Here is a 23730-nt window from a genome sequence, read left to right as displayed (position 1 = left end):
AACCGAACCAGCGCGCTCGCGTTGACTCCAACTTCATCGCGAGGTCTGGCCGTGGCACATCTTGCCATTTGCGTCATCATGGTCTGGTTGGCTATCAATATCGCCTTCGTGGTCTTGCGCTTGCGAGCCACCCGGCCCCAGCATGGTGGCAGCACCCGGCAGACTTCCATCGCGCCCTACAATCCCGCACCCGCTTCCCTCCGCCATCGAATGGGCCGCCAGAACTTGGGAGCGGAAGGTTAAGAGGCATTTTCGATAGGGCCCCGGCCCCGGGGGCAGACGGGTCACTCGCCTGCCCAACCCCCAAAGGCCGGTTCCACATGCCCCGTCCGGGCATTAAACCCTATTTTAGCGCGTCCTGACTAAGATCGGCCGACGTCTGTTCCGCCGGGCCGAATGAGATTGCAGCGACCGACTTTCGCATTTGCGGCGCTTGTGCTCGCGAGCACGGCCGTGTTCGGCGCGGCCGGCCACTTTGCGGCAACTTCGTTCATTCGGTACCAGCAGACCCATCAGCTCGACGAATTGACCGAAGTCGTTCTGCGTCGCGCCGAATTTGCGGTCGATTTTGCCGGCGCGAGCCTGGGCGAACTCGCGCGGCGCGACCTTGCCGATTGCGGGCCCGCGACGCTGCAGGCGATCCGGCTCCACGTCTACCAGCGCTCCGCGATCAAGGACGTGCGCCTCGTCAACCCTGATGGCTCGGTGATCTGTTCGGCCTATTCCGAAACGCTGGAATTCGACAAGGGATGGATCGACCGCCGCGATATGCTTCCCTCGCACGACAAGAGCCTTTCGCTCTTCCGTGTCGAGCAATTCGGCGGCGATGCTCTGGGCGTGCTCAAAGACATCAATGGCAATGCCGCGTTGGTCGCCATTCTTGGCGTCAACGCCAGCCTGTTCGACATCATGCCCGCCGAGTTGCGCGCCCATAGCGAAGTGATCCTCGCCTTGAGCAACGGCGAGAAACTTGGCGAATTCCTGCTCGATCCCGACAAAGCCTTGCAGGCCCCGATCGATCTCAACAAAAATTCCGCTCGATTCCCTCTCCATGCGACCATCCGCCTCGAACGCGGCATCCTCTCGACGTGGAACAGCGAGGCCTACTGGCCGGCGTTGGCCGTAGCGTTTGCAATCGGCGCGCTTTTCGGCGAGCTTTTGGCGCGGAGCCGCCGCATGGAAGGGCCCGTCGCCGATCTCGATCGCGGGCTGGCCGCGAACGAATTCAAGCCGTACTACCAGCCAATCTTCGAGCTCAAGACCGGTCGGATCAAGGGCTGCGAGGTGTTGGCTCGGTGGCTGCTCAAAGACGGATCGGTCGTGCCTCCGATGAACTTCATCCCGCTCGCGGAATCCAGCGGCCGCATCGAGGTCATGACCTGGCAGATCCTGCGATCAGCGCTGTCGGATCTGCAACCGTTGTTGAAAGCGAACAAGGATTTCAAGCTCTCCCTCAACGTCGTGCCAAAGCATCTCTTGAGTGCAGGCTTCATTGAAACGCTTCGCCGCACAGTCATGGCGGCGCACGTCTCCGCGCGCCAGATCGTCATCGAGGTGACCGAGCGCGACGAACTCGACGACCTCGCACGCGCCGCAGCCGTGGTCAGCGAACTCAGGGACTACGGGTTTCGCGTCGCCATCGACGACGTCGGCGTCGGTCACAGCGGGCTATCTCGGCTCAAGGGCCTGGGCGCCAATACAATCAAGATCGACAAATTTTTCGTCGACACGATCACCGTGGACGCATCGACTGCCACGATCGTGGAGATGCTGGTCGCACTTGCGAAGGACCTCCAAATGACGGTGGTCGCGGAAGGCATCGAGACGGAAGAGCAGGTCCAGGCGCTTATTTCATCCGGCGTAGAGGAGGGGCAGGGCTATCTCGTCTCCGCCCCACTGCCCTTCCCGCGATTCAACGAGTTGGTCGAGTCACGCTGCTTGGCGCAGAGCGCTAAATTGCCGACCGACGCGGTGTTGGTGGCCTGACTGGATTGAGCCGTTAACCCGAGACGGCAAAACGCGCCGCACCGGGCGCCCTGCTCAATCAGCCTTAACGATACTCTCATCTTTCAACGCGGCCTGGCTCCGGTCCGGCTATGATCGTCCAATGCGCCGAAACCACCTTATCGCAGCCGCAGGAATCTGCTTCGCGCTCATCGTCTATGCCACGCTTGCGAGACTGGCGGGGAGACCCGTGCTTATCGGTCATCACGAGGCTTATTGGGTCGTCGTGATCGAGCGCTTCAGCGCCTACGGGTTGCTGGGATTTCTTTTGTCCTTCCTGTTGCCCGGTCGGCTCGCTCTCGCATGCGCGCTTGTCGTGGCGGTCGCAATGGGACTCGAAATCCTGCAAGCAATGACGCCCGATCGTGACCCGGGTTTCCTGGACGTGCTGCAAAAAGCAGCAGGCGGGACCGTCGGGGTCCTCCTCGCTCAAACAATCCTGGCCTTCTTACCGAGACCGCCCTCCTGAGCAGATGCCGGGCCTGCACGTCTGCATCGGGAAGTTACCGTCCTTATTTTATCATTTGTCCGCGTAGTTCACCGCCCGGGTTCGCGGCCGTATGAATGTTCGCGTACCATTTCCCGGCCAGCAGATCCGCAGCCTGAGCTTCCGTGAGCGTTGCGCTCCCCTGAATCGGACTTTGCACCGTCTTGAACGGCAGCACGATGCCGGCGTTCTTGCCGGGCTCCACGGGGCCATGGAAATGTGCCCCCATGACTGGCCCGGTCAAGCCGGAAAAGCTGACCGTATAGGTGAGGGTCTTCGCCTCGGTATCGTAGGTCGCCTCGGCCTTGCCTGTTCCAGGCGAGTTGTTCGGAGGCACTTCATTGCTGCCTTTTAAATCGGCCTGCAACTTCACAAGCTCTGCGTTTGCCGTTGCGGTTGTCATGATGATCAGCCCGCCCAGCATCGCCGCTCCCAACAGTGTCGCGTAGCCTCGATCGCTGTCGTTCCTCATGGCATCCTCCTGCAGGCTCTGCGGCCCGCTGCGGTTAACCCGGCCCGCAATGGAAAATCCGGATGGAGATTTATGCCTGATTCGGAACAAGCACCGCGAGAATCTCGGCTCCTCGTGCCCGGAGCGTGATCGATTGCATGCGGGGGCTAAGCCGACCGGCGCCGGCCCTGGAACTGGTTCGGCGACAGGAGTTCTGCCATCTGCCGATGGGTGGCTTGGAGCGCCTCGATGGCGCCGTCCAGATCAAAACCGGCGTCCCGGACAGATGCGAAAAATTTAGCCGTCAGCGCCAGATCGAGCTTAACGCGGGTTGCGCCATCGCGGCTTTTGCGGCGGTCAAGTGACAAATGGATGGCCCGCATTCTGGCCTCGGCAGGCGTGCAGCCACTAAGCCCGGCGAGTTCGTCATAAGTCATCCAGATCTGTGCCATGTTTCAGTCACTCCTTTACTCGGCATCAGCTTATTTTTCGTGCTTAAAGCTTCGGTTGCCGCGATGCGCGCGCCGACCGTTTCGCAATGATAGGGTCAATGCGAGCTAAACGAAGAAGGACAATCGTGGCGAGCCCCCGGTGGGTTGCATACGGCGAAGATCAATCTATGCTCACCCGATCGATCAACTGTCGAACTGAGGCAATCACATTGGGACAGATCACTTCGGAAGCCCTCTCCTCGAGTGATGTCGTGTCCCGTGGTGCCACGCGGCGTGTCCCCGCCTTCGGCAAGCGTTTCGAATGGTTGACGCTTGCGGTGCTCGTGCTGTGTGCCGATTTGGTGCTGGCCGCGGACGCATGGATGATCGTTGATTTCACCTCGAGGTAAGCAGACATGACCGACCGACCGACTGTCCTCGTTACGGGAGGCGCGGGCTATATCGGCTCGCATGCCTGTCGCGCCCTGACCGCCGCCGGTTATCAGCCCGTCGTTTATGACAATCTGTCGACAGGTCATCGCGGGTTCGTCGCCGGCCCGCTGGTAACAGGCGATCTGCTCGACGGCGCCACGCTGGCGCGCGCCTTCGCCGAGCACAAAATCACGGCGGTCATGCATTTCGCGGCGGCGAGCCTCGTCGGCGAGTCCATGACCGACCCGCAAAAGTACTACATCAACAATGTGCAGGGCACGCTGTCGCTATTGCAGGCGATGCGCAATGCGGGCTGCCATCGTATCGTGTTCTCCTCGACCGGCGCCGTCTACGGCAATGCCGATTCCAAGGAACTGCCGGAAGACTTCCCCTGCGCGCCGATCAACCCCTATGGCGCATCGAAATGGATGATCGAGCGCATGCTCGCCGATTACCGCGCCGCTTACGGCTTCGGCGCGTTCTGCCTGCGCTATTTCAACGCCAGCGGCGCCGATCCTGCCGGCGGCATCGGCGAATTGCGTGACAATGAAACCCATCTCATTCCGCGCGCCATGATGGCATTACAGGGCCATGTCGATTTTGCCGTGTTCGGCGAGGACTACGACACGCCCGATGGCACCGCCATCCGCGATTACATCCATGTCACCGACCTCGCCGCGGCGCATGTCGCGGCGCTGAAGCTGCTGGAACAAGGGCATGCCGGCGGGAGCTTCAATCTGGGCACCGGCTCCGGCTTTTCGGTGCGGGAAATTCTGACTGCCATCAGGCAGGAGACCGGGCGCGAGGTGCCCCACACCGTCAAACCACGCCGCGCCGGCGATCCCACCTATCTGGTCGCCGATCCCTCCGCAGCGCGAAAAGTGCTGAATTTCGTGCCGCGACATTCGGATCTGCCGACTGTGATCCGCACCGCCTGGGCCTGGCACCAGAGGGCTCATCCGCTTAAGCAGCCCTGACGACATCGTCGAAGTCGATCAGGCGGGATAAGACGTGGCCTATGGTCTATTCCGTTCTGAGCCGAGCGATCCCGGCGCAAACGGATGGCGCGATCGCGAGCGGCCGTCGAGACCCTTGGGCAGCTTGTCGGCGTTGAGCTTCACGACCGCACCTCTGGCCTCAACGGCGGGCACCTCGTCCTGGCTGTAAATCAGCGTCGCCTCGAAGGTCACATCGGGCGCCTGCTCGGCCGTTCCGGAACAAGTCGCCATCGCGCCGCTGCACACGCCCGAGAGCTTGACCTCGACTTCGTCGAGCCCGAACACAGTCGGCGGCCCCTCGGCATGTCGCCGCGTGGTCAGAACCGCCGTGAAGCGCTGCTCGTCGATTCGGTAAGAGCCGCCATACGTGAAGAAGCTGTCGCTGCCGGAGATTCGTCCCTCCGCCAGATGCACGACGCCCGTGCCCTGACCGCGCGGGGTCCTGAACCAGGCCGCATATTTGCCGTCTCTCAGCATGAAAACATCCACCGTAAAACCCAAACGTATTTGCAACCAACTCTGGGGCGCGACAATGACCCGCGCGGGGAGCATTCCGCCACGGTTAACGTCCTGCAAAGCGAGCCAGTCAAATTGCTGCCGACGCGCAGCGACGCGGGCGGGCGCACGTTCCCCCGTGCAGCGGGCAAGAAAGCTGGACTTCGTTGGATACCGCGCTAAAAACGATCGGCGTGCCGACTTCGTTTGGCAGCTTGCATATGACCGCTATCAACTCCAACCAGTTCGTGACAGCCAGCCTTCCTGTCGCGATGGGACAAAGTCGTGGAGATCGCGGCCGGTCAACAGACGACGCCGCACCAGAAGACCGAGCCACGCTGGCTCCCATTATCACGCTCGCGCCCATTATAGAGAGTGCAGCGGAGGGCCACCCGGTCGAGGCCGTCCCAGCCGAATGAAATTATCCATCCGGCCAACAGCTTGCCGGCGCACTGTTTTCTCCGGTCGCCGGTTTGAACCTCTTCCTGATAGAGTGCACCAATATCTGAGAGTGATTCCGGTCACACTTGCCTGGGCGTTTCGCTGCTAAGCATCGGGCCTGGACGGGGACCGGGCAAGTATCGGTCGAATTGGATGAGAATTCCCATGAAAAGCCTGATCGGCGCTGTTGTCGGCGCGTGCTGTCTTGCTGCCCCCGCTTTGGCGGAGACCCCGGCCGCCATCGTCGAGGAGGTGCAAGGCAAGGTCGACGGTGTCGCGTTCATGGATTACGTGGCGCCGGGCAAGATCATCAAGCTGGGGCCCAAGGCAACCATTACGCTCAGCTATCTCAAATCGTGCCAGCGCGAGACCATCAGCGAAGGCGTCATCATGGTCGGCACCGAGCAGAGCACCGTGCAACTCGGTGAGGTCAAGCGGGAAAAGGTGCCCTGCGATACCAACGCGGCAAAACTGTCGGAGCGCGAGGCGAACCAGAGTGCCGCGACGACCTTCCGCACCATGCGGTCGGACGCCAAGGGCAGCGCTCCGGCCAAGCTGCCGACGCTCTACGGCGTCGCGCCGTTAGTGCAGGCCAAGAGCGGCAGCACCCTGGTGATCGAACGCACCGATGGCAAGGAGCCCACGATCAGCGTGCCGCTCAAGAGCGAGACGATGGTCGGCGGCAAGTTCTATGATTTCGCCAAGGCCGGGAAGTCGCTGACGCCGGGCGGCAGCTATCTCGCCATCCTCGGCACCAAGCGTTATGCCTTCCAGGTCGATCCCAGCGCCACGTCGTCGCCGACGCCGATCGTGGGACGCCTGCTGCGGCTCGAATAGGCAGCTAGCGACGGGGCGATGCGGCGGATCGGCAGACGGGACATCGTTGCAGCGATCCTGATTGCGCTTCTTGCAGGCGCCGTCGTCACGTCTCCGCCGTTCCAGACGCTGCAGGGCCTGTCGCTCGACATCCTCACGGCACTGCGCGGCAAGCTCGTCGGCGACCACCGCGATCCCGCGACATCACCGGTCGTCGTCGTGGCCATCGACGGCGAGACCTACGACACTCCGCCGTTCAAGGGATCGCCAACGCAGACCTGGACGCGCGAGATCGGCCGGGTGCTCGGGAGTATCAGCGACGGCGGTGCCAAGGTCATCGGCTTCGACGTCATCTTTCCGAGTTCGATCGAGCAGTCGGAGATTCCCTTCGGCGACGCGCCGCTCGGCGACCGTATGAAGGGTTTTGACCGGGACTATCTCATAGCCTTGCGGAAGCTTTCCGACAACGGCAAACTGGTCCTCGGCGAGATCCTGAGCAACGACCATCCGGACGCGCCTTACTCCGCACAGCGATTTGCGGTGAAGAATGCTGTCCGTTCCCTCAACGTCCATACCGACACTGATGACGTGATCCGGCGAATGCCGCTCAGCTTCTCGATCGACGGTAAGCCGGTCCCCACGATGGCGGTCGAGCTCGCCGCGCGCGCGCTCGGTGGAAAGCCCGAGATCGCACCTTCCGGCGCAACCGAATTGTTCGGTTATGCAATTCCGAGCGCCGTGCCGAACACACTGACGCTCAATTTTCGACGACTGGGCCGCGACATTCCGACCTTCTCCTTCGCCGACCTGCGTGCCTGCGTGGAGAAAGGTGACCGCGACTTCTTCCGTCGCGCCTTCGACGGCAAGGTCGTGCTGCTCGGGACCGTCCTCAATTTCGCGGACCGCAAGCTCACCTCGATGCGGCTGTCCGGCGGGTATGACGGAACGCCGGGGCCACGATGCGCCCTGCCCGTCCCGGCGAACACCGCACAGAAGGCTCGCAGCGACATTGCCGGTGTCTTCGTGCATGCCAACGCGGTGCGAAATCTGATCGAACGCGATGCGGTGACCGAGCTCGGCTTTCCACTGCGGAGCATTCTCACCATCGTGTTCGCAGCGATCGTGGCCTGCGCGGCCTGCGTGCTCGCACCGGGTGGCGCACTGATCGCATGGCTCGGCCTCACCGCCGTATACGCCGCTGTGGCCGTCGGTGCATTCGTCCATGCCTTGGCGCTGCCGTTGACCGAGCCGGCACTCGCAAGCCTTGCCGGGCTCGCGATGATGATCGGCTACCGTTTCGTGCTGGCCGATCGTGACGAGCGTTTCCTGCGCAGGAGCTTTGCGTTCTATCTCGCGCCCGAGGTGATCGAGACGATGGTGGCCTCCGGCAAGATGCCGGCGCTCGGCGGCGAAATGCGCAACGTCACGATGTTCTTCTCCGACCTGAGCGGCTTCTCCTCCATCGCCGAGACGATGACGCCGGGCGAGCTGGTGACGCTGATGAACGAATATCTCTCCGCCATGACCGACATCATCGAGAGCCATGGCGGTTATGTCGACAAATATATCGGCGATTCCATCGTCGCCATGTTCGGTGCCCCCGCCGACGATCCGGCCCACGCGCGCAACGCCGTTCACGCGGCGCTGAAATGTCACGCAAAGCTGGCGGAGCTCAACGCCGGCAGCGCCGCCTTCGCCGGCCACGGCCTGTCGCACCGCATCGGGCTCAACAGCGGCGAGGCCGTGGTCGGCAATATCGGCTCCCGCCGCCGCTTCAACTACACCGTGATGAGCGACACCGTGAACGTCGCCTCGCGGCTCGAAGGCGCCAACAAATATTATGGCACCGCCATCATGGCGTCAGAAACGACTGTCGCGCAGACAGGCGATACTTTCGCCTGGCGCGAGCTCGACGCCATCAAATTGATAGGACGCGGCGAGGCGATCAAGGTGTTCGAGCCCCTCGCGGACAAGGGCACGGAGAGTGCCGGGCAGACGAAGGTTGCCGCCGCGTATGCGGAAGGGTTGGCGTGCTGGCGGGCAAGGGAGTTTGCGAAGGCGGCTGATGCGTTCGGGCGAACGGCGGAAATGGATCCGGCGTCAGCGCTTTTTGGCAAGCGCGCGACTGCGCTCGCTATAAATCCACCGGGGTCGGATTGGACGCCGGTGAATATTCTGGAAGGAAAGTAGCGCAGCGTCGCACCGCTTTTCGGGTCCACTCCACGCTAGAACGGCAGTCCCACATAATTCTCCGCGAGCAGGCGCTGTGCCGTCTCAGACGAGAGGAGATATTCCAGCTCCGTCTGCTGGAGCCGGTCCTCGTATTCGAGCCGGTCGGGGAAGCGATGCAGCAGCATCGTCATCCACCACGAGAAGCGTTGCGCCTTCCAGATCCGCGCCAGCGCCTTGGCGGAATAGCCCTGGAGCCCGGAATCATCGTCGTTCTGATAGTGCGCGAGCATGGCGTGGTAGAGATAATAGATGTCGGAGGCGGCGCTGTTCAGCCCGCGCGCGCCGGTCGGCGGCACGATGTGGGCGGCATCGCCGGCGAGAAACAGGCGGCCGTAGCTCATCGGCTCGGCGACGAAGCTGCGCAACGGCGCGATGCTCTTTTCGATGGACGGTCCCGTGATCAGGCGGCCGCCGACCTCGTCCGGCAGACGACGCTTCAGCTCGGCCCAGAACGCATCGTCGCTCCAGTCCTCCACCTTGTCGGTGAGCGGCACCTGGACGTAGTAGCGGCTCAGCACTTGCGACCGCAAGGAACACAACGCGAAGCCGCGCTCATGTTTCACATAGATCAGCTCCGGCGACACCGGTTTCGTACGCGACAGCACGCCGAGCCAGCCGAACGGATAGATCTTCTCGTATTCCCGCAGCACGTCCTTCGGAATCGACTTGCGACTGACGCCATGAAAGCCGTCGGCGCCAACGATATAATCGCAATCGACTCGGACGGTCTCGCCATTCGAACGATAGGTCACGTAAGGCCGATCGGAGGTCAGGTCATGCGGCGTCACGTCCTCGGCATTGTGCACTACGTTGCCGCCGAGGCGGTCGCGCGCCTCGTAGAGGTCGCGCGTCAGCTCGGTCTGGCCGTAGACCAGCACCGAATTGCCGCCGGAATGCTTGTGGAGGTCGATCTGGGAGAGCACCCCATCATGGGCGATCTCGAATCCCTTGTGGATCTCACCCTCGCGGTCCATCCGCTCGCCGCACTGAGCCTCGCGCATCAGCCTGGCGAAGCCGTGTTCGAGCACGCCGGCACGGATCCGGGCAAGCACGTGGTCGCGGCTGGATTTTTCCAGCACGACCGTGTCGATGCCCTTGAGGTGCAGGAGCTGGGACAACAGCAGCCCGGAGGGCCCGCCGCCGATGATACAGACCTGAACTTTCATTTTTGCGTCCTCCTCGGCACTTTCTTGCAGATTCAGCGCCGCTGACCGATGGAGGCTTTCGTCTTTGTCTTGTACTATTCGAACATGAGACGCGCAGCCCCCGCCCCGGCGATCCGGGTCTACAATTTGTTCGGCGAGTCCGGCGATCTGCCCGATGTCGTGCATTGCGAGACGATTGCCTCGCGCTCGGTGCTGCACGACTGGACGCTGGCCGTGCACCGCCATGCCCGGCTGCACCAGGTGCTGCTGATCGAGCGCGGCGGCGGCGAAGCCACGCTCGACGGGCGCGTGGTGCAGCTGAAGCCGATGCAAATCGTGAACGTGCCTGTCGGCCACGTCCACGGCTTCCGTTTCGTGCCTGATACCCAGGGCTGGGTGCTGACCATCGCCGCGGAAATATTGGACGAAGCGCTGCTCGCCTCTGAAGGCCTGCGAAGTGCCTTGTCGCGCTCGGCCGTGATACGCGGCACGCCGCAGATCCGGACCACCATGAAGCAGATCTTTGCCGAACACGCCGCGCGCGATTTCGGCCGAGCGCATGTGCTGCGTGCACTCTCGGCAGCCATGATCGGGCTGGTGGCCCGCGCACTCACTGGCGAGAGCGGAGGCAACGGCACGGCTGAAAGCGGACTATTCCGCCGCTTCGAGGCGCTGCTGGAACAGCATCATCTGGAACGCTGGAGCGTTGCGGACTATGCGGGCGCGCTGTCGATCACGACGACCCATCTCAACCGGGTAACGCGGACGGCAACCGGCGACACCGCCTCGCACCTGATCCTCAACCGGCTGATCCGCGAGGCGCGGCGCAACCTCGTCTACACCAATTTGCCGGTCTCGACGATCGCCTATGCGCTGGGTTTCGAGGACCCCGCCTATTTCAGCCGGGTCTATGCCGCCGCCACGGGCGTGTCGCCGCGCGCCTTTCGCGCGCAGCTCCACGGCGAGGAAGGCTGACAAATCGGCCGATCGATCAGGCGCGCCTGTGGTCGAAGGCCACGCTGGGAACCGCAATGGCCTTTGTTGCCAGCGCTGCCACTTAACCTTCGTATATGGGGCCCTATCCTTTGGATAGGCGCCCTTTACCTCAGTACAATTGAGTAGGGAATGCGCGCGCCTTAGCCTGGCTGCATTCGGCGCCCTGGCGCCGGTGGGCATTGTATCCTCCCTAACCTGGGCGCAAGACGGCCGCCCCTGTCCGGTCGTCTGCGCTGCTTTTTCGGCAAGCCATCGGTGGCTTCAATGTTTTTCCGGCCGACACACCGCCCCCGGCGGTTGGACCGGCCACCTTTCGCGTACAACTGGAGATTTGTGCATAATGTCTTCGATTGAGAAGATCGCACTCTTTATCGATGGCTCCAACCTCCATGCCACCTCCAAGGCGCTCGGCTTCGACATCGACTACAGGCGACTGCTCGGCGAATTCCAAAGCCGAGGTGCGCTGTTGCGGGCCTTCTACTACACGACCGTCGTCGAGGATCAGGAGTATTCGTCAATCCGTCCGTTGATCGATTGGCTCGACTATAACGGATACACCGTCGTCACGAAACTCACGAAGGAATTCGTCGACGCCATCACCGGCCGCCGCAAGGTGAAGGGCAGCATGGATGTCGTCCTCGCCGTAAATGCGATGGAACTCGCCGAGCACGTCGATCAGATCGTGTTGTTCTCGGGCGATGGGAATTTTCGTTCGCTGGTGGAAGCCCTGCAACGCCTCGGTGTCCGCGTGACGGTCGTCTCCACACTCTCCACTCAGCCAGCCATGGTCGCCGACGAGCTGCGCCGACAGGCGGACATATTCATCGATTTGGCAGAACTGCAACCAAAAGTGGGGCGCGATCCGGCCAATCGGCCGGGATCGCGCGAGATGCGTCAGTCACCGCAATTCCGCGCGCGCGTAGCGATCGATCGCGGCGACCAGGTGGAGTGAACCTTCGGGCGGCGGCTCTCACACGTCGAAGAACACCGTCTCTTCCGGCCCCTGCAAATTGATCGTGAAGGAATACACGATCTTGCCAGCGCGTTCGCTGCGCTTTGCGATCAGCGTCGAGCGCCGGACCGGATGCTCGATCAGGTTGAGCACGGGGTCGGCGGCGTTGGCGGCCTCTTCGTCCGAAAAATAGAGGCGCGTGTTGAGACCGATGTTGATACCGCGCGCGACAATCCAGACATTGATATGCGGCGCGCCTTTGCGGCCCGTCTTGTCGATGATCGCGCCCGGCTTGATGGTCTCGAAGGTGACGAGACCGCTCTCGAAGTCGGAGCCGCCGCGGCCCCAGCCACGAAATTCCTCGTCCAGCGAGCCGATTGACCGATCAGCCGGATGGTTGTAGCGGCCCGTCGCGTTCGCCTGCCAGATCTCCAGCAGCACGTCACGCAGCGGCGTGCCGCTGCCGTCGATCACCTTGCCCTCCAGCGTGATGCGTTCGCCTTGCGTGTTCGGCGTCACCAGCACGTTTGAAAAATTCTTCTCGAAAATGTCGAAGCCGGCCATGGCCGGGATCAACCCGATATGCACGTAGGGCCCGGCCGTCTGCGAGGCGGTTTCCTTGAGGTAGTTGAGCGGCTGAGGCATGGACCTAGTTCCCTGCGGTGCGATTTTCAAAGTAAGTGGAGCGCTGGCCGCGCAAGACGATGTCGAAGCGATAGGCGAGCGAATCGAACGGAGTCGATGCATTGAGGTCGAGCGGCGCGACGAGGCGCTCCAGCGCATCCTTGTCCGGGATCGTCGTCAGGATCGGGCAGACCGGGATCAGGGGATCGCCCTCAAAGTACATCTGGGTGATCAGACGTTGTGCGAAGCCCGAGCCGAACACCGAGAAGTGGATGTGAGCGGGACGCCAGCTGTTGACGTAGTTGCGCCAGGGATAGGGTCCCGGCTTCACGGTACGGAAATAATAGTAGCCGGTGTCGTCGGTCAGTGCGCGACCGCAACCGCCGAAATTCGGATCGATCGGCGCCAGATACGTGTCTTTCTTGTGCCGGTAGCGGCCGCCGGCATTGGCCTGCCAGAACTCGACCAGCGTGTTCGGCACGCCGCGGCCGGTCTCGTCCAGCACGCGGCCGTGGACGATGATGCGCTCGCCGACGGGATCGCCGTCCTTGGCGTAGTTGCGGATCAAATCATTGTCGAGCGCGCCGAGGTCGTTGTGACCGAACACCGGCCCCGTAATCTCCGAAACCGAGGTCTCAAGCGACAGCAGCGCCTGGCGCGGCGAGCGCAGCACCGACGATTTGTAGCCCGGCGCGTGCGCCGGCGGATGCATGGAACGGTCGCGCTGGAAGAAGCCGCCGTCACCGAGCGGCGGCGTGAACGGCTCGGGGCGGTTGAGGCGGGGATCCCGCAAGGCTGGCGCCTGGGCATTCATCGGCGTTGTCTCTCCCTGTAGCGCTCCCGTTGGGGCGCACGATTTATCGGGACATGATGGCGCCGGCTATTCTCAAGATAAATAGATCGATTATAATGAATTCCATGAAGAAAATCGATCATTTGGCGCTCGATGGCCATGCGCTGGAGCTGTTCCTGGCCGTGCTGGAAGAAGGCTCGGTGACGGCGGCCGCAACGCGGCTCGGCCTGACGCAATCCGCGGTCAGCCACGCCCTGAACAAGCTGCGGCGGATCGTCGGCGATCCGCTGTTTGCCAAATCCGGCCGCGGCATTGTCGCCACGGCGCACGCCCAGGCGCTCGCGGCAAAGGCGCGGGCGCTGATCGACGAGATGCGGAGCTTTGCCGGCGGCGTTACGTTCGAGCCGGCGGGCGCGCAGCTTTCGCTGACAATCGCCGCGAACGACTTCCAGCGCGACCTGCTGCTTCCGCGGTTCTTCGATCATGTCGCAGCGCAGGTGACGAGCCTGAACCTGCGCGTGATCCCCTCGCAGTCGCCCTCGCCGGCGATGCTGCGGGAAAACCGCTGCGACCTGCTGATCACGCCGCTGCCGCCATCCGGCGTGGACATCGTGCAGAAGCGCCTGCTGCAGGACCATTACGTTTGTTACTACGACCCCAAAGCCCGTGCTGCGCCGGCTACGCGCGGTGCCTATCTCGCGGCGCACCACATCACGGTGGTCTACACTGACAATGAGCGGCTCGACTTCGATCGCCGGCTTGCAGCCAACGGCTTCCACCGCGACATCGCGATCTCGGTGCCGAGCTTCTCCGGCGTGCCATCCTTTCTGCGTGGCTCGCAAATGCTGGCGAGCATGCCGAGCCTGTTGGCGCCCGGCGTCATGCACGGCTTCGCGCAGGTGCGGATTCCGCTGGCCTCGCGCACGCGAACCCTAGCCGAGCTGCCGATGTTCATGGTCTGGCACCAGCGCTATCAGAAAGATCCGGCCCACCGCTGGCTCAGGAATCAGCTCGAGATCATCGCGGCGACGGCCGCGGGCCGCTGAACACCCCGGCTGCGGCGCATGAACCACACCCAAGTCCTGTGTGATTCCGCAAGGAAAACGCCGCCTTGCGCGCGAACCAGCAGGTGCACGAAGAAAATACGGGCTGAAATCGTAAAATTGAAGCACAGTGCAACCTACGGGTCCTCCTGGCGAAAGCCAGGGCCCATACCGCGTGACCTTTCGATAAGAATCCCTCCGCGGTGACAGACTGGATTCCTTCGCTGCGCTCGCAATGACGGAGCAAGGGCGAGCATCCCCTTCTCCAACTCGCATTTCAAATCGCAGACACGCCTTCGCGTCCTCGCGGCGCAATATTGTGAAATGGGATTGACGGCGTGGCGGGGTGTTTTACGCGACGGGACGATGGGCCGATTGACAACACACTCACATCTCCGGACGCGCTGCAGCGTAAAACGCTGCTACGCAGGGCCGGGACCCAGGGGCGACACGGCGTAACGCCAAGATATGCGCCCCGGCTCTGCAGCGCACCGCTGCACCGGATGATGCTTCGCATCGCCGGGGAAGCGCTGCGCTGCGTCCGGGGCACGAGACCTTGCTACGCCACCGCAGCATCCGGCACGCGGGCGGCTTCCATCGGCTGCTTGCCGCGGATGAGGTCCGAGGCGCGGTCAGCGATCATCATGGTCGACGCATTCAAATTCGCCGAGATCATGCGTGGCATCACGGAGGCATCGATGACGCGGAGGCCTTCCAACCCGTGAACGCGGAGCTGGTCGTCGACCACCGCCCAGGTCGAATCCGCCGGGCCCATGCGGCAGGTGCAGCCGGGGTGGAAGGTGGTGGTGCCACGTTCGGTGGCGGCGGCCAAAAACTCGTCGTCGGTATTGATGTTGGGTCCCGGGAAATCCTCGTAGGCGTAATAGGGCGACAGCGGCGCGCTCTTCAAAAGCCTGCGCGCGAGCTTCATGCCGCCGACGATGACGCGACGGTCGAGCTCGGCGTCGAGATAGTTGGTCTGGATGATCGGCGGCGCGAACGGATCAGACGAGCGGATGCGGACATAGCCGCGGCTCTCGGGGCGCTGCTGCCAGGAGGCCACGGTCATGCCGGGCTCGTCCTCGAGCTGGCCCTGCACGCCTTCCTTGTAGCTCGCCGGTGTGAAGGTGAGCTGGAGATCGGACGAATCCGCACTCTCGCCGGAGTGCCAGAAGCAATAGACCATGGTCGGCGACAGCGAGAGCAGGCCGCCGCGCGTGGTGGCCCATTTCAGCGCTTCGACCCAGAGCGACAGACCACGGCGGAGCTCGTTGATGGTCCTGATGTCTTTGACGCGCGCAACCGTGCGCGGGGCGTAATGGTCCTGCAAGCCTTCGCCGACCGGAAGCGCGTGACGCACGGCGATGCCGTGGGCCTGCAACAGATCCGGTGAGCCGATGCCGGACAACTGCAACAGCTGCGGCGAATTATAGGTGCCGCCGGACAGGATCACTTCCTTGTTGGCGCGGACCTCGACCGGCGTGCCGCCAGAGCCGCCCTTCATGTAGCGCACGCCGACGGCGCGCTTGCCTTCGAAGATGATCTCGGTGGCGTGCGCGTGGGTATGGACATGCACGTTCGGCCGCTTCATCGCCGGCTTGAGGAAGGCGGTGGCGCCGGAGACGCGCAAGCCCTTATCGATGGTGCGCTGGCAATAGGAGACGCCTTCCTGCTTCGCGCCGTTGTAATCGGGGTTGCGGGGGATACCGAGCGAGACCGCTCCTTCCATGAACGCTTCGCAGAGCGGATCGCGCCAGTTCATGGTGGTAACGGTGAGATTGCCGTCGCGGCCGCGGTAAACGTCCTCGCCCTCGCCGATGCGCTTCTCCAGCCGCCGGAAGTAGGGCAGCACGTCGGCATAGCCCCAGCCGCGATTGCCCATCTGCGCCCAGGTGTCGAAATCCATGCGCTGGCCGCGATTGTAGATATGGCCGTTGATCGAGGACGAACCGCCGAGCGTCTTGCCGCGCGGCGCGTAGATGCTGCGCCCGCCGGTCCAGGGCCCGACCTCCTGCTGGTAGGCCCAGTTGATGCTCTTCATGTGGAAGGTCTTGATGAAGCCAGCCGGCAGATGGATGTAGGGATGCCAGTCGCTCGGGCCCGCCTCGAGCACGCAGACGCTGGTAGCGGGGTCTTCACTCAACCGGCTGGTGAGCACGCAACCGGCGGAGCCCGCGCCGACGATCACATAATCAAATCTGTCCATGGTGCCTCGGCCGCCTCTAGCGCGGCTTGTCGTTGAGTTGATAATTCAAATGCGTTCGCACCGTCGGCCATTCGGCCGCGGTGATGCTGTAGACCACAGTATCGCGCAGCGTGCCGTTCGGCGCGACCTGGTGGCTGCGCAGGATGCCGTCCTGCTTGGCGCCCAAACGCTCGATGGCGCGGCGGCTCTGGTGATTGAAGAAGTGGGTGCGGAATTCCACCGCGATGCAGTCCAGGGTTTCGAAGGCGTGGGTGAGCAGCAGCAGCTTGCACTGCGTGTTGAGTGGGCCGCGCTGCGCGCTCTTGCCATACCAGGTCGAACCGATCTCCACGCGGCGGTTGGCGGCATCGATGTTCATGTAGGTCGTCATGCCCACGATCTTACCGTTGCTATCGAACACGGTGAAGGGGAGCATCGAGCCCGCGGCCTGAAGACCGAGCCGCCGGTCGATTTCCTTGCCCATGTTGTCCGGCGTCGGAATCGCGGTGTACCAGATGGTGGAGAGCTCGCCGTCCTTCACGGCCTCGATCAGCCCCTCGCGGTGCTGATGCGACAGCGGCTCCAGACCGGCATGCTGTCCGCGCAGGGTGATAGGATCAGGCCAGGGCATTGCAGGTCTCTCTCTGTTGTCATTGCGAGCGAAGCGAACCAATCCAGGCTGTCAGCTCCTCATCCTGAGGAGCGCGGCACGCGCGTCTCGAAGGATGAAGGCCCTGCTGGTGGCCTCGCCCTTCGAGACGCGCGCGAAGGGCGCGCTCCTCAGGGTGAGGGTCTGCCGGATTGCTTCGCTCCTCGCAATGACGGCTTGGCTCACTTGTTCAGGAAATTCAACGGCAAACCGCTGCGCGGCCAGTCCATGGCGATCAGCTCGCCCTTGCCTGAGAGCGTGATGTAGGCGGTCTTCAGCTCGGGGCCGCCGAAGGCGATGTTGGTGGTGACGCGGTCGCCGGTCGGGACCTGCTCGACCAGGGTACCATCAGGCGCGATCACCGAGATGCAGCCGGAGACGAGGGTGGCGACGCAGACATTGCCGTTCGCTTCGACCGCCAGCGAGTCGAACATCTGGTAGCCGCCGAGGCCGCAGATCGGTTTGCCCCGCTCGCCGCGATAGATCACGTCGCGTGGCTTCAGCGTGCCGGGCGCGGAGAGCTCGTAGGCCCAGAGCCGGCCCGTCGGCGTCTCCGCGATGTAGACGGTGGCCTCGTCCGGCGACAGGCCGATGCCGTTCGCCGGCAACACGCCGTGGATAACCTCGACGATCTCCTTCATGCCGGGCTTGAGATAATACATGCCGCCGACGTCCATCTCGCGCGCGCGGCGCTTGCCGAGATCGGAGAACCAGAGGCCGCCCTGCTGGTCGAACACCAGATCGTTCGGCCCGCGCAGATCGTGCTCGCCGCAACGCGTCACGACGGATTCGATCTTGCCGGATTGCAGATCGACGCGCTGGATCGAGCCGCCGAGATAATCGTCGGGCTGCGGACCCGGCATGATCATGTTGCGGGTCGGGATCCAGGAGAAGCCGCCATTGTTGCAGATGTAGATCTTGCCGTCGGGGCCGAGAGCTGCACCGTTCGGGCCGCCCGGAATCTTCGCAACGATCTCCTTGCGCCCGTCGGGATGGATGCGGGTCAGGCGCTGGCCGCGGATTTCCACCAGCACGACCGAGCCGTCCGGCATCACGACCGGCCCTTCGGGAAATTCGAGGTCGGTGGCGAGAACGCGGACGTTGGACATGTGGGACCCTCCCGGCTGCTTGTTATGACTTGCACGGGATGTCCGGCACGGGCCCCACACGCAAGATTGCCTGCGGTTATGACAAAGTCGCCGGGGCTTGCCAAGCAAGCGGGATGGTATGCCAGCGTTGCGCGCTAATCTCGCACGGGTATCCAAATCTCCAGGCCGCCATTGCCGGTGGCGGGATCGAAGTTCTCGTCGTAGCGCTCGAAATTCGGTGCATCGGCAGCCTTCAGGCCGGAGGCCGGCAGCCACTGATTCCAGATCGCGTTGACGGTACGCCTGATCGAGGCGACGTGGTCGGCATGGGTGAACACCGCATAGCGCTGCTCGGGGATACGGATACGGCCGAAACGGCGCGGCAGCTCGGAGAAATCGGCGACCTCGACGCCGGCGATGTAGTCGAAATTGCCGGCATCGTCGCCGTTGCAGCAGACGCCATAGGCGACGGGCCCAACGCGCGCGGGAATGTCGGCGACCTCCTGGTGGAAGCGCTGCCACAGTCCAGGAATGGCCGCGCCGTTGTCGCAGGAGATGCGCTCGTTGATGCCTGCGACGAGGAAGGCCCTTGTGGTTTCGAAGCGCGGGGTGGCGAGTTTGTCTGCGATGGTTGAGTCCATGAGGATCGGCTCCTGAAGCTTGAGATGGCCGGTGCATTGCGCGGCCCGCACCGCTTCGGGCGTGGTGCCGAACTGGTCGCGGAACGCGCGGGTGAATGCTTCGTGCGAGCCGTAATCCGCCTCCAGCGCCAGCGACAGGATGTCCGGCGCGCCGTTCGCAAGACTGCGCGCCGCTTCGCTCAGCCGCCGCGCGCGCACGTACCGCATCACCGGCAGGCCGGTGGCTGCGGCAAACGCGCGCACGATGTGGAACCGCGACACGCCCGATATCGCAGCGATCTCGTCGAGCGTCATCGGCTCGGCCAGATGGCTCTCGACATACCAGAGCGCGCGCTGGGCTGGGTTCATGGCGTTTCTCTCGTTCGAAGCGCGACCATGATGCACGGAAGTCCGCGGGTTTCGCTTGATCGGCGTTGCGGTCCCGCAAGAGGATAACGCCGGACCGGCCTCTGGCAACGTCCGGGCGTTCATGGCTACACTCGGGTTGTTCTTGAAACCGCTCATAAGAAAGCAGGAGGAACCGTGTCATGAAGATCACCGATGTGCGGCCGCACCATATCCGCATCCCCTATGACGCCGGTGTCGCGAGCTTCCGTCAGGGCGCCTCCGCCATCACCGCCCTCGACATGGTGATCGTCGAGGTCACCACCGACGCCGGGCTGACGGGCTGGGGCGATGCCTTTGCTTATGTCTGCCCCCGCACCACGCGCAGTGCCGTCGAGGAAATGATCGCACCGCAGGCCCGCGGGCTGGAGGTTCCCGATGCCGCCGGCATTCCCGCGGTCATGGAGCAGATCCAGCGTAACCTGCATCTGTTCGGGCGTTACGGCATCACCATGTTCGCGATCTCCGGGCTCGACATCGCGCTGTGGGACCTCGCCGCCAAGATCAAGGACGTGCCGCTGCACCGCCTGCTCGGCGGCACCAGGCGCCCGGCCATTCCGGCCTATGCGAGCCTGTTGCGGATCGGCTCGCCCGACAATATCGCCGCCGAATGCAAGAAGGCGCTCGCGCTCGGCTGCGGCGCCATCAAGCTGCACGAGACCACGGCGCCGGCGGTGTTTGCCGCCCGCGCGGCGATCGGGCCCGGCATTCCGCTGATGGTGGACATGAACTGCCCGCTATCAGGCGAAGAGGCGATCGCGTTCGCCAGCACATGCCGGGACGCGCAGCCGATGTTCCTGGAGGAGCCGGTCTGGCCGCCGGAGGATTTTGCGGCGCTCGCCGAAGTCCGCAGCAAGGGCGGGCTCGGCGTCGCCGCCGGCGAGAACGCCTGCACGGAATATCAATTTCGCCAGATGATGGATGCGGGCGCGGTCAGCCACGCCCAGCCGTCCGTGATCAAGGTCGGCGGCATCACGGAATTTCTCAAGGTTGCAGCGCTCGCAGATCGGGTCGGCGTCAAGGTCGTTCCGCACTCCCCGTATTTCGGCCCCGGCCTGCTGGCGACCTTGCATCTCCTGGCGGGGCGCGACGACGGGTTCGTCGAGATGTTTTACCTGAAGTGCGAGGCCTGCCTCTGGGGCGGCCGCGCCGATGTCGATGCCACCGGCCATGTCGCGGTGCCGACCGGACCAGGGCTCGGCTATGAGCCCGACCGCAGCGTGATGGAGCGATATCGCGTCGCCTGAGCGCGGCGGCTATTTCGCCGCATCCTTTGGCGGCGGCGCATCCTGTTTCTTCTTCACATCCTCGGCGGTCTTCGCCTGCGCGGCCTGGAGATCGCCGAGCGTCTTCTGCAAACCGGCCACGGTCGTCTTCAACGCATCGATCTGGCGAGCCGCGGCGTCCAGCTTCTGCTGGTGATCGAGGTTCAGCTTGGTGATCGTCTTCTGGAGGAAGTCGACATTGCTCTGGAGGCAGCTGGTGCGGCGCTCCATGGTCTTCTCGACGGTGCAGATCTCGATGCCGGGCACGTCCTGCGCGCGGACCGACACAATCGCCAGCGTGGCGAGTACCATCGCGAAACAAGCGCCGGTGCTTCGAAGCAGCATGCAGGTTCCTCGTCAAATCAATCACGGCAATGTGCGCTTTTTGCACGCAGCCTGTCGAGGCTACCACACTCGCACCGCATTCTCGCGTTGAGCTTGCGGCTGTTCCCTCGGACGGGGAGCGATGATCTGCACGCGGAGGAAATGGGCGCTCCTTTCGCGGCTTTGTTTAGGGGAGTTTTTGATGGCAACGCGCGACAGACGACTGGCGGAATTCGACGGCGCCGGAGAACCGCCGCCTGGCCTTGCAGTCGAAGTGCTGTGCGAGGACCACAGCGGGACTTATCAGCTGCCGTTCGCCTGCCGCTATGTCGAGGGACGCTGGCAGAACCACACGGCTGGTGTCGCAGTCGAAGCTACCGTTATCGGCTGGCGCGTCCCGCGCATGAAGCATTCGGGCGTGGCCTGAGCACTGATTTCTGTCTCAAAATGCAACGGGGCCGCGTCCCGTCTTAACCTTCGGAACGCGGCCCGAACGAATCACGTCCGAATCAGCCGCAGGGCCCCGTACGCGCCTGTTCATGGCTAGATGTCGCAACTGGCCACCAGGCGCACACAATATCTGCGCAGCGCCTGAGCAGGGCCAGCCGGCCACCGGCGTCAAAAGTTAACGGCTTCAATGACATGACGGCTGGGTGCGGCGGTTGGATGCTCGCTCCCAAAACAGGCAGATGGCAGCCGGCCTGCCTAATATTCGACCTCGAGCTCCTCGATCTCGGCCGGCTCATCCCTTGCCGCCGCGATCCATTCCTTCATCTCCGGCATGGCCATGATGGTATCGGCATAGGCCTGCAGTTGCGGCTCGAGCTTGACGTTATAGGTCACGAAGCGCGTCACTACCGGTGCGTACATCGCGTCAGCCATGGTGCGGGTCTCGCCAAACAAGAAGGGCCCGCCCGATTTGTCCAGGCAGTCGCGCCAGATCGCCCAGACGCGATCGATGTCGGCCTGCGCGCGCGACCAGATCTTGAAGCCGGGGAAGTGCCCCTTCAAATTGACCGGCAGCGAGGCGCGCAAGGTGGTGAAGCCGGAATGGATTTCGCCGCAGATCGAGCGGCAATGCGCGCGCTGGACGCGATCCGCGGGCAACAGCCCTGCATTCGGCATCGCCTCGTTGAGATATTCGCCGATCGCCAGCGTATCCCAGACGACCGCGCCGTCGTGCCGCAGGCACGGCACCAGGATCGATGACGACAACAGCAGGATTTCGGCGCGCGCCGACGCGTCGTCCGGCGCGGTGACGATCTCCTCGAAATCGAGCCCGGAAAATTTCGTCAGCAGCCAGCCACGCAGCGACCAGGACGAATAGTTCTTGCTGCTGATGGTCAGTGTCGCCTTCGCCATGTGGCCTTCCCTCACGCCTGTGACTCACGCCTAAGACATGCACCCCGCCCGGACTGCGGGAGTGCGCAGCGCCTGTGCTTCCCGCAAAAAGAGCAGCAAGCGACGTGCCAATCTTGAGGGCGGCCCATCCCGGGTTTGGCTCCGATATTGCATAGCAGCACGGGACAGGTGGGCGTTTCAGTATGATGTCGATGTATTATCAGGCCTTTCAGAACCAAATGGACCTGACGGCGCCGTGGCGGTCGGGCGCTTCGTCCGCACTCAAATTCCTCAATCTGGTGCCGCAGGGCTTGTCGGATCAGGTCGTCGGCCGGCTGTCGGCCGCACTGGAGCTGATCTCCCGCTCCACCCTCACCTATCACCGGCCCGCCTACGGCATCGACGGCGTCATGGTCGGCAATCGCGAGGTCGCCGTGACCGAGGAGATCGCTTACGCGACCCCGTTCGGCTCGCTGCTGCGTTTCAAGAAGGAGGGCGTGGGCGAGCAGCCGCGCATGCTGCTGGTGGCGCCGATGTCCGGCCATTTCGCGACGCTGCTGCGCGGCACCGTGAAGACGCTGCTGCAGGACCACGACGTCTACATCACCGACTGGCACAATCCGCGCGACATTCCCCGCAGCGAGGGCCGTTTCGGGCTCGACGACTACACCGAGCATCTCATCGACTTCCTCGGCCAATTGGGCCCGCGCCCGCATATGGTCGCGATCTGCCAGCCCTCGGTCTCGGCGCTCGCGGCCGCCGCGATCATGTGCGAGGGCAACCATCCTTCGCGGCCGGCGACGCTGACGCTGATGGCCGGCCCGATCGACACGCGCATCCAGCCGACCAGGGTCAACGAATTCGCCAAGAGCAGGCCAATCGACTGGTTCGAGCAGAACCTGATCAACTACGTGCCGATGCAGTGCCGCGGTGCCTTGCGGAAAGTCTATCCCGGCTTCGTGCAGCTCACCGCCTTCGTCTCGATGAATCTCGAGCGCCACATCAAGCAGCATATCGATCTCGCCGATCACATCGCCAAGGGCGAGAAGGAGAAGGCGGCCAGCATCAAGACCTTCTACGACGAATATTTCGCCGTGATGGACCTGCCTGCCGAGTTCTACATCGAGACCGTGCGCGACGTGTTCCAGGAGCATCTTCTGCCCCAGGGCAAGCTGATGCATCGGGGACGTCCGGTGGACACCAAGGCCGTCAGCCGCATGGGGCTGATGACGGTCGAGGGCGAGAAGGACGACATCTGCTCGATCGGCCAGACGCTGGCCGCGCAAGACCTCTGCACCGGCGTGCGCGCCTACCGCCGCGTTCACCACATGCAGGCCGGCGTCGGCCATTATGGCGTGTTCTCGGGCAAGCGCTGGAACAACGAGATCTACCCGCTGCTGCGGGATTTTGTGCACGTGAATTCGTAACCCGTCAGCCCCTGGCCCGTACGTCACGAGCGAACTTCAAGGCGCATTGCAGTGAGGCGACCGGAGATGCTGGGGCAGGATCTCGA

General features: G+C 63.4%; 24 protein-coding genes. 12 read left to right on the top strand and 12 right to left on the bottom strand.

What is annotated here, in order from left to right:
• The first annotated feature begins 396 nt into the window (after window positions 1-396).
• Both AC0L3A_RS13950 and AC0L3A_RS13945 read left to right on the top strand, forming a co-directional pair.
• Window positions 397-1986: an EAL domain-containing protein gene (locus tag AC0L3A_RS13950; protein ID WP_473254579.1), complete on the top strand. Its 1590-nt coding sequence runs from the start codon at window positions 397-399 to the stop codon at window positions 1984-1986.
• A 121-nt stretch (window positions 1987-2107) separates the two neighbouring features.
• Window positions 2108-2473: a VanZ family protein gene (locus AC0L3A_RS13945; protein ID WP_473254578.1), complete on the top strand. Its 366-nt coding sequence runs from the start codon at window positions 2108-2110 to the stop codon at window positions 2471-2473.
• A gap of 43 nt (window positions 2474-2516) precedes the next feature.
• Here the strand turns inward: AC0L3A_RS13945 and AC0L3A_RS13940 are convergent, their stop codons facing one another.
• Both AC0L3A_RS13940 and AC0L3A_RS13935 read right to left on the bottom strand, forming a co-directional pair.
• A complete protein-coding gene (locus AC0L3A_RS13940; RefSeq protein WP_376707519.1) occupies window positions 2517-2963 on the bottom strand; it encodes a CHRD domain-containing protein in 447 nt (148 codons plus the stop codon).
• A 146-nt stretch (window positions 2964-3109) separates the two neighbouring features.
• Window positions 3110-3394, bottom strand: a complete 285-nt coding sequence (locus tag AC0L3A_RS13935; protein WP_007595543.1) for a hypothetical protein — start codon at window positions 3392-3394, stop codon at window positions 3110-3112.
• 209 nt (window positions 3395-3603) lie between these two features.
• On the opposite strand from AC0L3A_RS13935, the gene AC0L3A_RS13930 reads away from it, so the two are divergent.
• Both AC0L3A_RS13930 and galE read left to right on the top strand, forming a co-directional pair.
• Entirely contained in the window at window positions 3604-3783 is a 180-nt protein-coding gene (locus tag AC0L3A_RS13930) for a hypothetical protein (RefSeq protein ID WP_473254577.1), read from the top strand.
• A gap of 6 nt (window positions 3784-3789) precedes the next feature.
• The gene (gene galE, locus AC0L3A_RS13925; protein WP_007595546.1) at window positions 3790-4782 is read left to right on the top strand and encodes a UDP-glucose 4-epimerase GalE; all 993 of its coding nucleotides are present in this window, start codon (window positions 3790-3792) and stop codon (window positions 4780-4782) included.
• Between the two features lie 39 nt (window positions 4783-4821).
• Here the strand turns inward: galE and AC0L3A_RS13920 are convergent, their stop codons facing one another.
• The gene (locus AC0L3A_RS13920; RefSeq protein WP_007595548.1) at window positions 4822-5280 is read right to left on the bottom strand and encodes a hypothetical protein; all 459 of its coding nucleotides are present in this window, start codon (window positions 5278-5280) and stop codon (window positions 4822-4824) included.
• Between the two features lie 624 nt (window positions 5281-5904).
• Between AC0L3A_RS13920 and AC0L3A_RS13915 the strand changes: the two genes are divergently transcribed.
• Both AC0L3A_RS13915 and AC0L3A_RS13910 read left to right on the top strand, forming a co-directional pair.
• Complete coding sequence (locus AC0L3A_RS13915; RefSeq protein ID WP_473254576.1) at window positions 5905-6576, top strand: hypothetical protein; 672 nt, start codon at window positions 5905-5907, stop codon at window positions 6574-6576.
• A gap of 18 nt (window positions 6577-6594) precedes the next feature.
• Window positions 6595-8745 (top strand): CHASE2 domain-containing protein, encoded by a 2151-nt coding sequence (locus AC0L3A_RS13910; protein ID WP_473254575.1) that lies wholly within the window; start codon window positions 6595-6597, stop codon window positions 8743-8745.
• Window positions 8746-8780: 35 nt separating this feature from the next.
• On the opposite strand, the gene pobA is transcribed toward AC0L3A_RS13910, so the two are convergent.
• Window positions 8781-9953 (bottom strand): 4-hydroxybenzoate 3-monooxygenase, encoded by a 1173-nt coding sequence (pobA, locus tag AC0L3A_RS13905; protein ID WP_473254574.1) that lies wholly within the window; start codon window positions 9951-9953, stop codon window positions 8781-8783.
• A 48-nt stretch (window positions 9954-10001) separates the two neighbouring features.
• Here pobA and AC0L3A_RS13900 point away from each other — a divergent pair, with 48 nt between their 5' ends.
• Window positions 10002-10907: a helix-turn-helix domain-containing protein gene (locus AC0L3A_RS13900; protein WP_473254573.1), complete on the top strand. Its 906-nt coding sequence runs from the start codon at window positions 10002-10004 to the stop codon at window positions 10905-10907.
• A gap of 361 nt (window positions 10908-11268) precedes the next feature.
• A complete protein-coding gene (locus AC0L3A_RS13895) occupies window positions 11269-11880 on the top strand; it encodes a LabA-like NYN domain-containing protein (RefSeq protein ID WP_473254572.1) in 612 nt (203 codons plus the stop codon).
• A gap of 18 nt (window positions 11881-11898) precedes the next feature.
• Here AC0L3A_RS13895 and pcaG read toward each other — a convergent pair whose 3' ends face one another.
• Both pcaG and pcaH read right to left on the bottom strand, forming a co-directional pair.
• Window positions 11899-12525: a protocatechuate 3,4-dioxygenase subunit alpha gene (gene pcaG, locus AC0L3A_RS13890; RefSeq protein ID WP_473254571.1), complete on the bottom strand. Its 627-nt coding sequence runs from the start codon at window positions 12523-12525 to the stop codon at window positions 11899-11901.
• A gap of 4 nt (window positions 12526-12529) precedes the next feature.
• Window positions 12530-13318 carry a protocatechuate 3,4-dioxygenase subunit beta gene (gene pcaH / locus AC0L3A_RS13885; RefSeq protein ID WP_473254570.1) on the bottom strand — a complete coding sequence of 263 codons (789 nt, stop codon included), beginning with the start codon at window positions 13316-13318 and terminating at the stop codon, window positions 12530-12532.
• Between the two features lie 95 nt (window positions 13319-13413).
• Between pcaH and AC0L3A_RS13880 the strand changes: the two genes are divergently transcribed.
• A complete protein-coding gene (locus AC0L3A_RS13880; protein WP_473254569.1) occupies window positions 13414-14343 on the top strand; it encodes a LysR family transcriptional regulator in 930 nt (309 codons plus the stop codon).
• A gap of 556 nt (window positions 14344-14899) precedes the next feature.
• Here the strand turns inward: AC0L3A_RS13880 and AC0L3A_RS13875 are convergent.
• The 4 genes from AC0L3A_RS13875 to AC0L3A_RS13860 form a co-directional block, all read right to left on the bottom strand.
• Window positions 14900-16546 (bottom strand): GMC family oxidoreductase, encoded by a 1647-nt coding sequence (locus AC0L3A_RS13875; protein ID WP_473254568.1) that lies wholly within the window; start codon window positions 16544-16546, stop codon window positions 14900-14902.
• A 16-nt stretch (window positions 16547-16562) separates the two neighbouring features.
• Window positions 16563-17156 carry a GNAT family N-acetyltransferase gene (locus AC0L3A_RS13870; RefSeq protein WP_219684248.1) on the bottom strand — a complete coding sequence of 198 codons (594 nt, stop codon included), beginning with the start codon at window positions 17154-17156 and terminating at the stop codon, window positions 16563-16565.
• Between the two features lie 200 nt (window positions 17157-17356).
• Entirely contained in the window at window positions 17357-18283 is a 927-nt protein-coding gene (locus AC0L3A_RS13865; RefSeq protein WP_473254567.1) for an SMP-30/gluconolactonase/LRE family protein, read from the bottom strand.
• Window positions 18284-18417: 134 nt separating this feature from the next.
• Window positions 18418-19251 carry an AraC family transcriptional regulator gene (locus tag AC0L3A_RS13860; protein WP_007595588.1) on the bottom strand — a complete coding sequence of 278 codons (834 nt, stop codon included), beginning with the start codon at window positions 19249-19251 and terminating at the stop codon, window positions 18418-18420.
• Window positions 19252-19430: 179 nt separating this feature from the next.
• Between AC0L3A_RS13860 and AC0L3A_RS13855 the strand changes: the two genes are divergently transcribed.
• Entirely contained in the window at window positions 19431-20534 is a 1104-nt protein-coding gene (locus tag AC0L3A_RS13855; protein ID WP_473254566.1) for a mandelate racemase/muconate lactonizing enzyme family protein, read from the top strand.
• 9 nt (window positions 20535-20543) lie between these two features.
• Here the strand turns inward: AC0L3A_RS13855 and AC0L3A_RS13850 are convergent, their stop codons facing one another.
• Complete coding sequence (locus AC0L3A_RS13850; RefSeq protein WP_007595592.1) at window positions 20544-20897, bottom strand: hypothetical protein; 354 nt, start codon at window positions 20895-20897, stop codon at window positions 20544-20546.
• A gap of 181 nt (window positions 20898-21078) precedes the next feature.
• Here AC0L3A_RS13850 and AC0L3A_RS13845 point away from each other — a divergent pair, with 181 nt between their 5' ends.
• Window positions 21079-21303 carry a hypothetical protein gene (locus tag AC0L3A_RS13845; RefSeq protein ID WP_007595594.1) on the top strand — a complete coding sequence of 75 codons (225 nt, stop codon included), beginning with the start codon at window positions 21079-21081 and terminating at the stop codon, window positions 21301-21303.
• Window positions 21304-21581: 278 nt separating this feature from the next.
• On the opposite strand, the gene AC0L3A_RS13840 is transcribed toward AC0L3A_RS13845, so the two are convergent.
• Window positions 21582-22238 carry a glutathione S-transferase family protein gene (locus AC0L3A_RS13840; protein WP_007595595.1) on the bottom strand — a complete coding sequence of 219 codons (657 nt, stop codon included), beginning with the start codon at window positions 22236-22238 and terminating at the stop codon, window positions 21582-21584.
• Between the two features lie 182 nt (window positions 22239-22420).
• On the opposite strand from AC0L3A_RS13840, the gene AC0L3A_RS13835 reads away from it, so the two are divergent.
• Window positions 22421-23644, top strand: coding sequence for a polyhydroxyalkanoate depolymerase (locus tag AC0L3A_RS13835; RefSeq protein WP_473254565.1), 1224 nt, complete (start codon window positions 22421-22423; stop codon window positions 23642-23644).
• Window positions 23645-23730: the final 86 nt, after the last annotated feature.

It is taken from the genome of Bradyrhizobium sp. MI1.3 (assembly GCF_055811695.1).
Note: the sequence above shows the minus strand (reverse complement) of the source record. Positions and strands in the feature narration are given on the sequence as shown.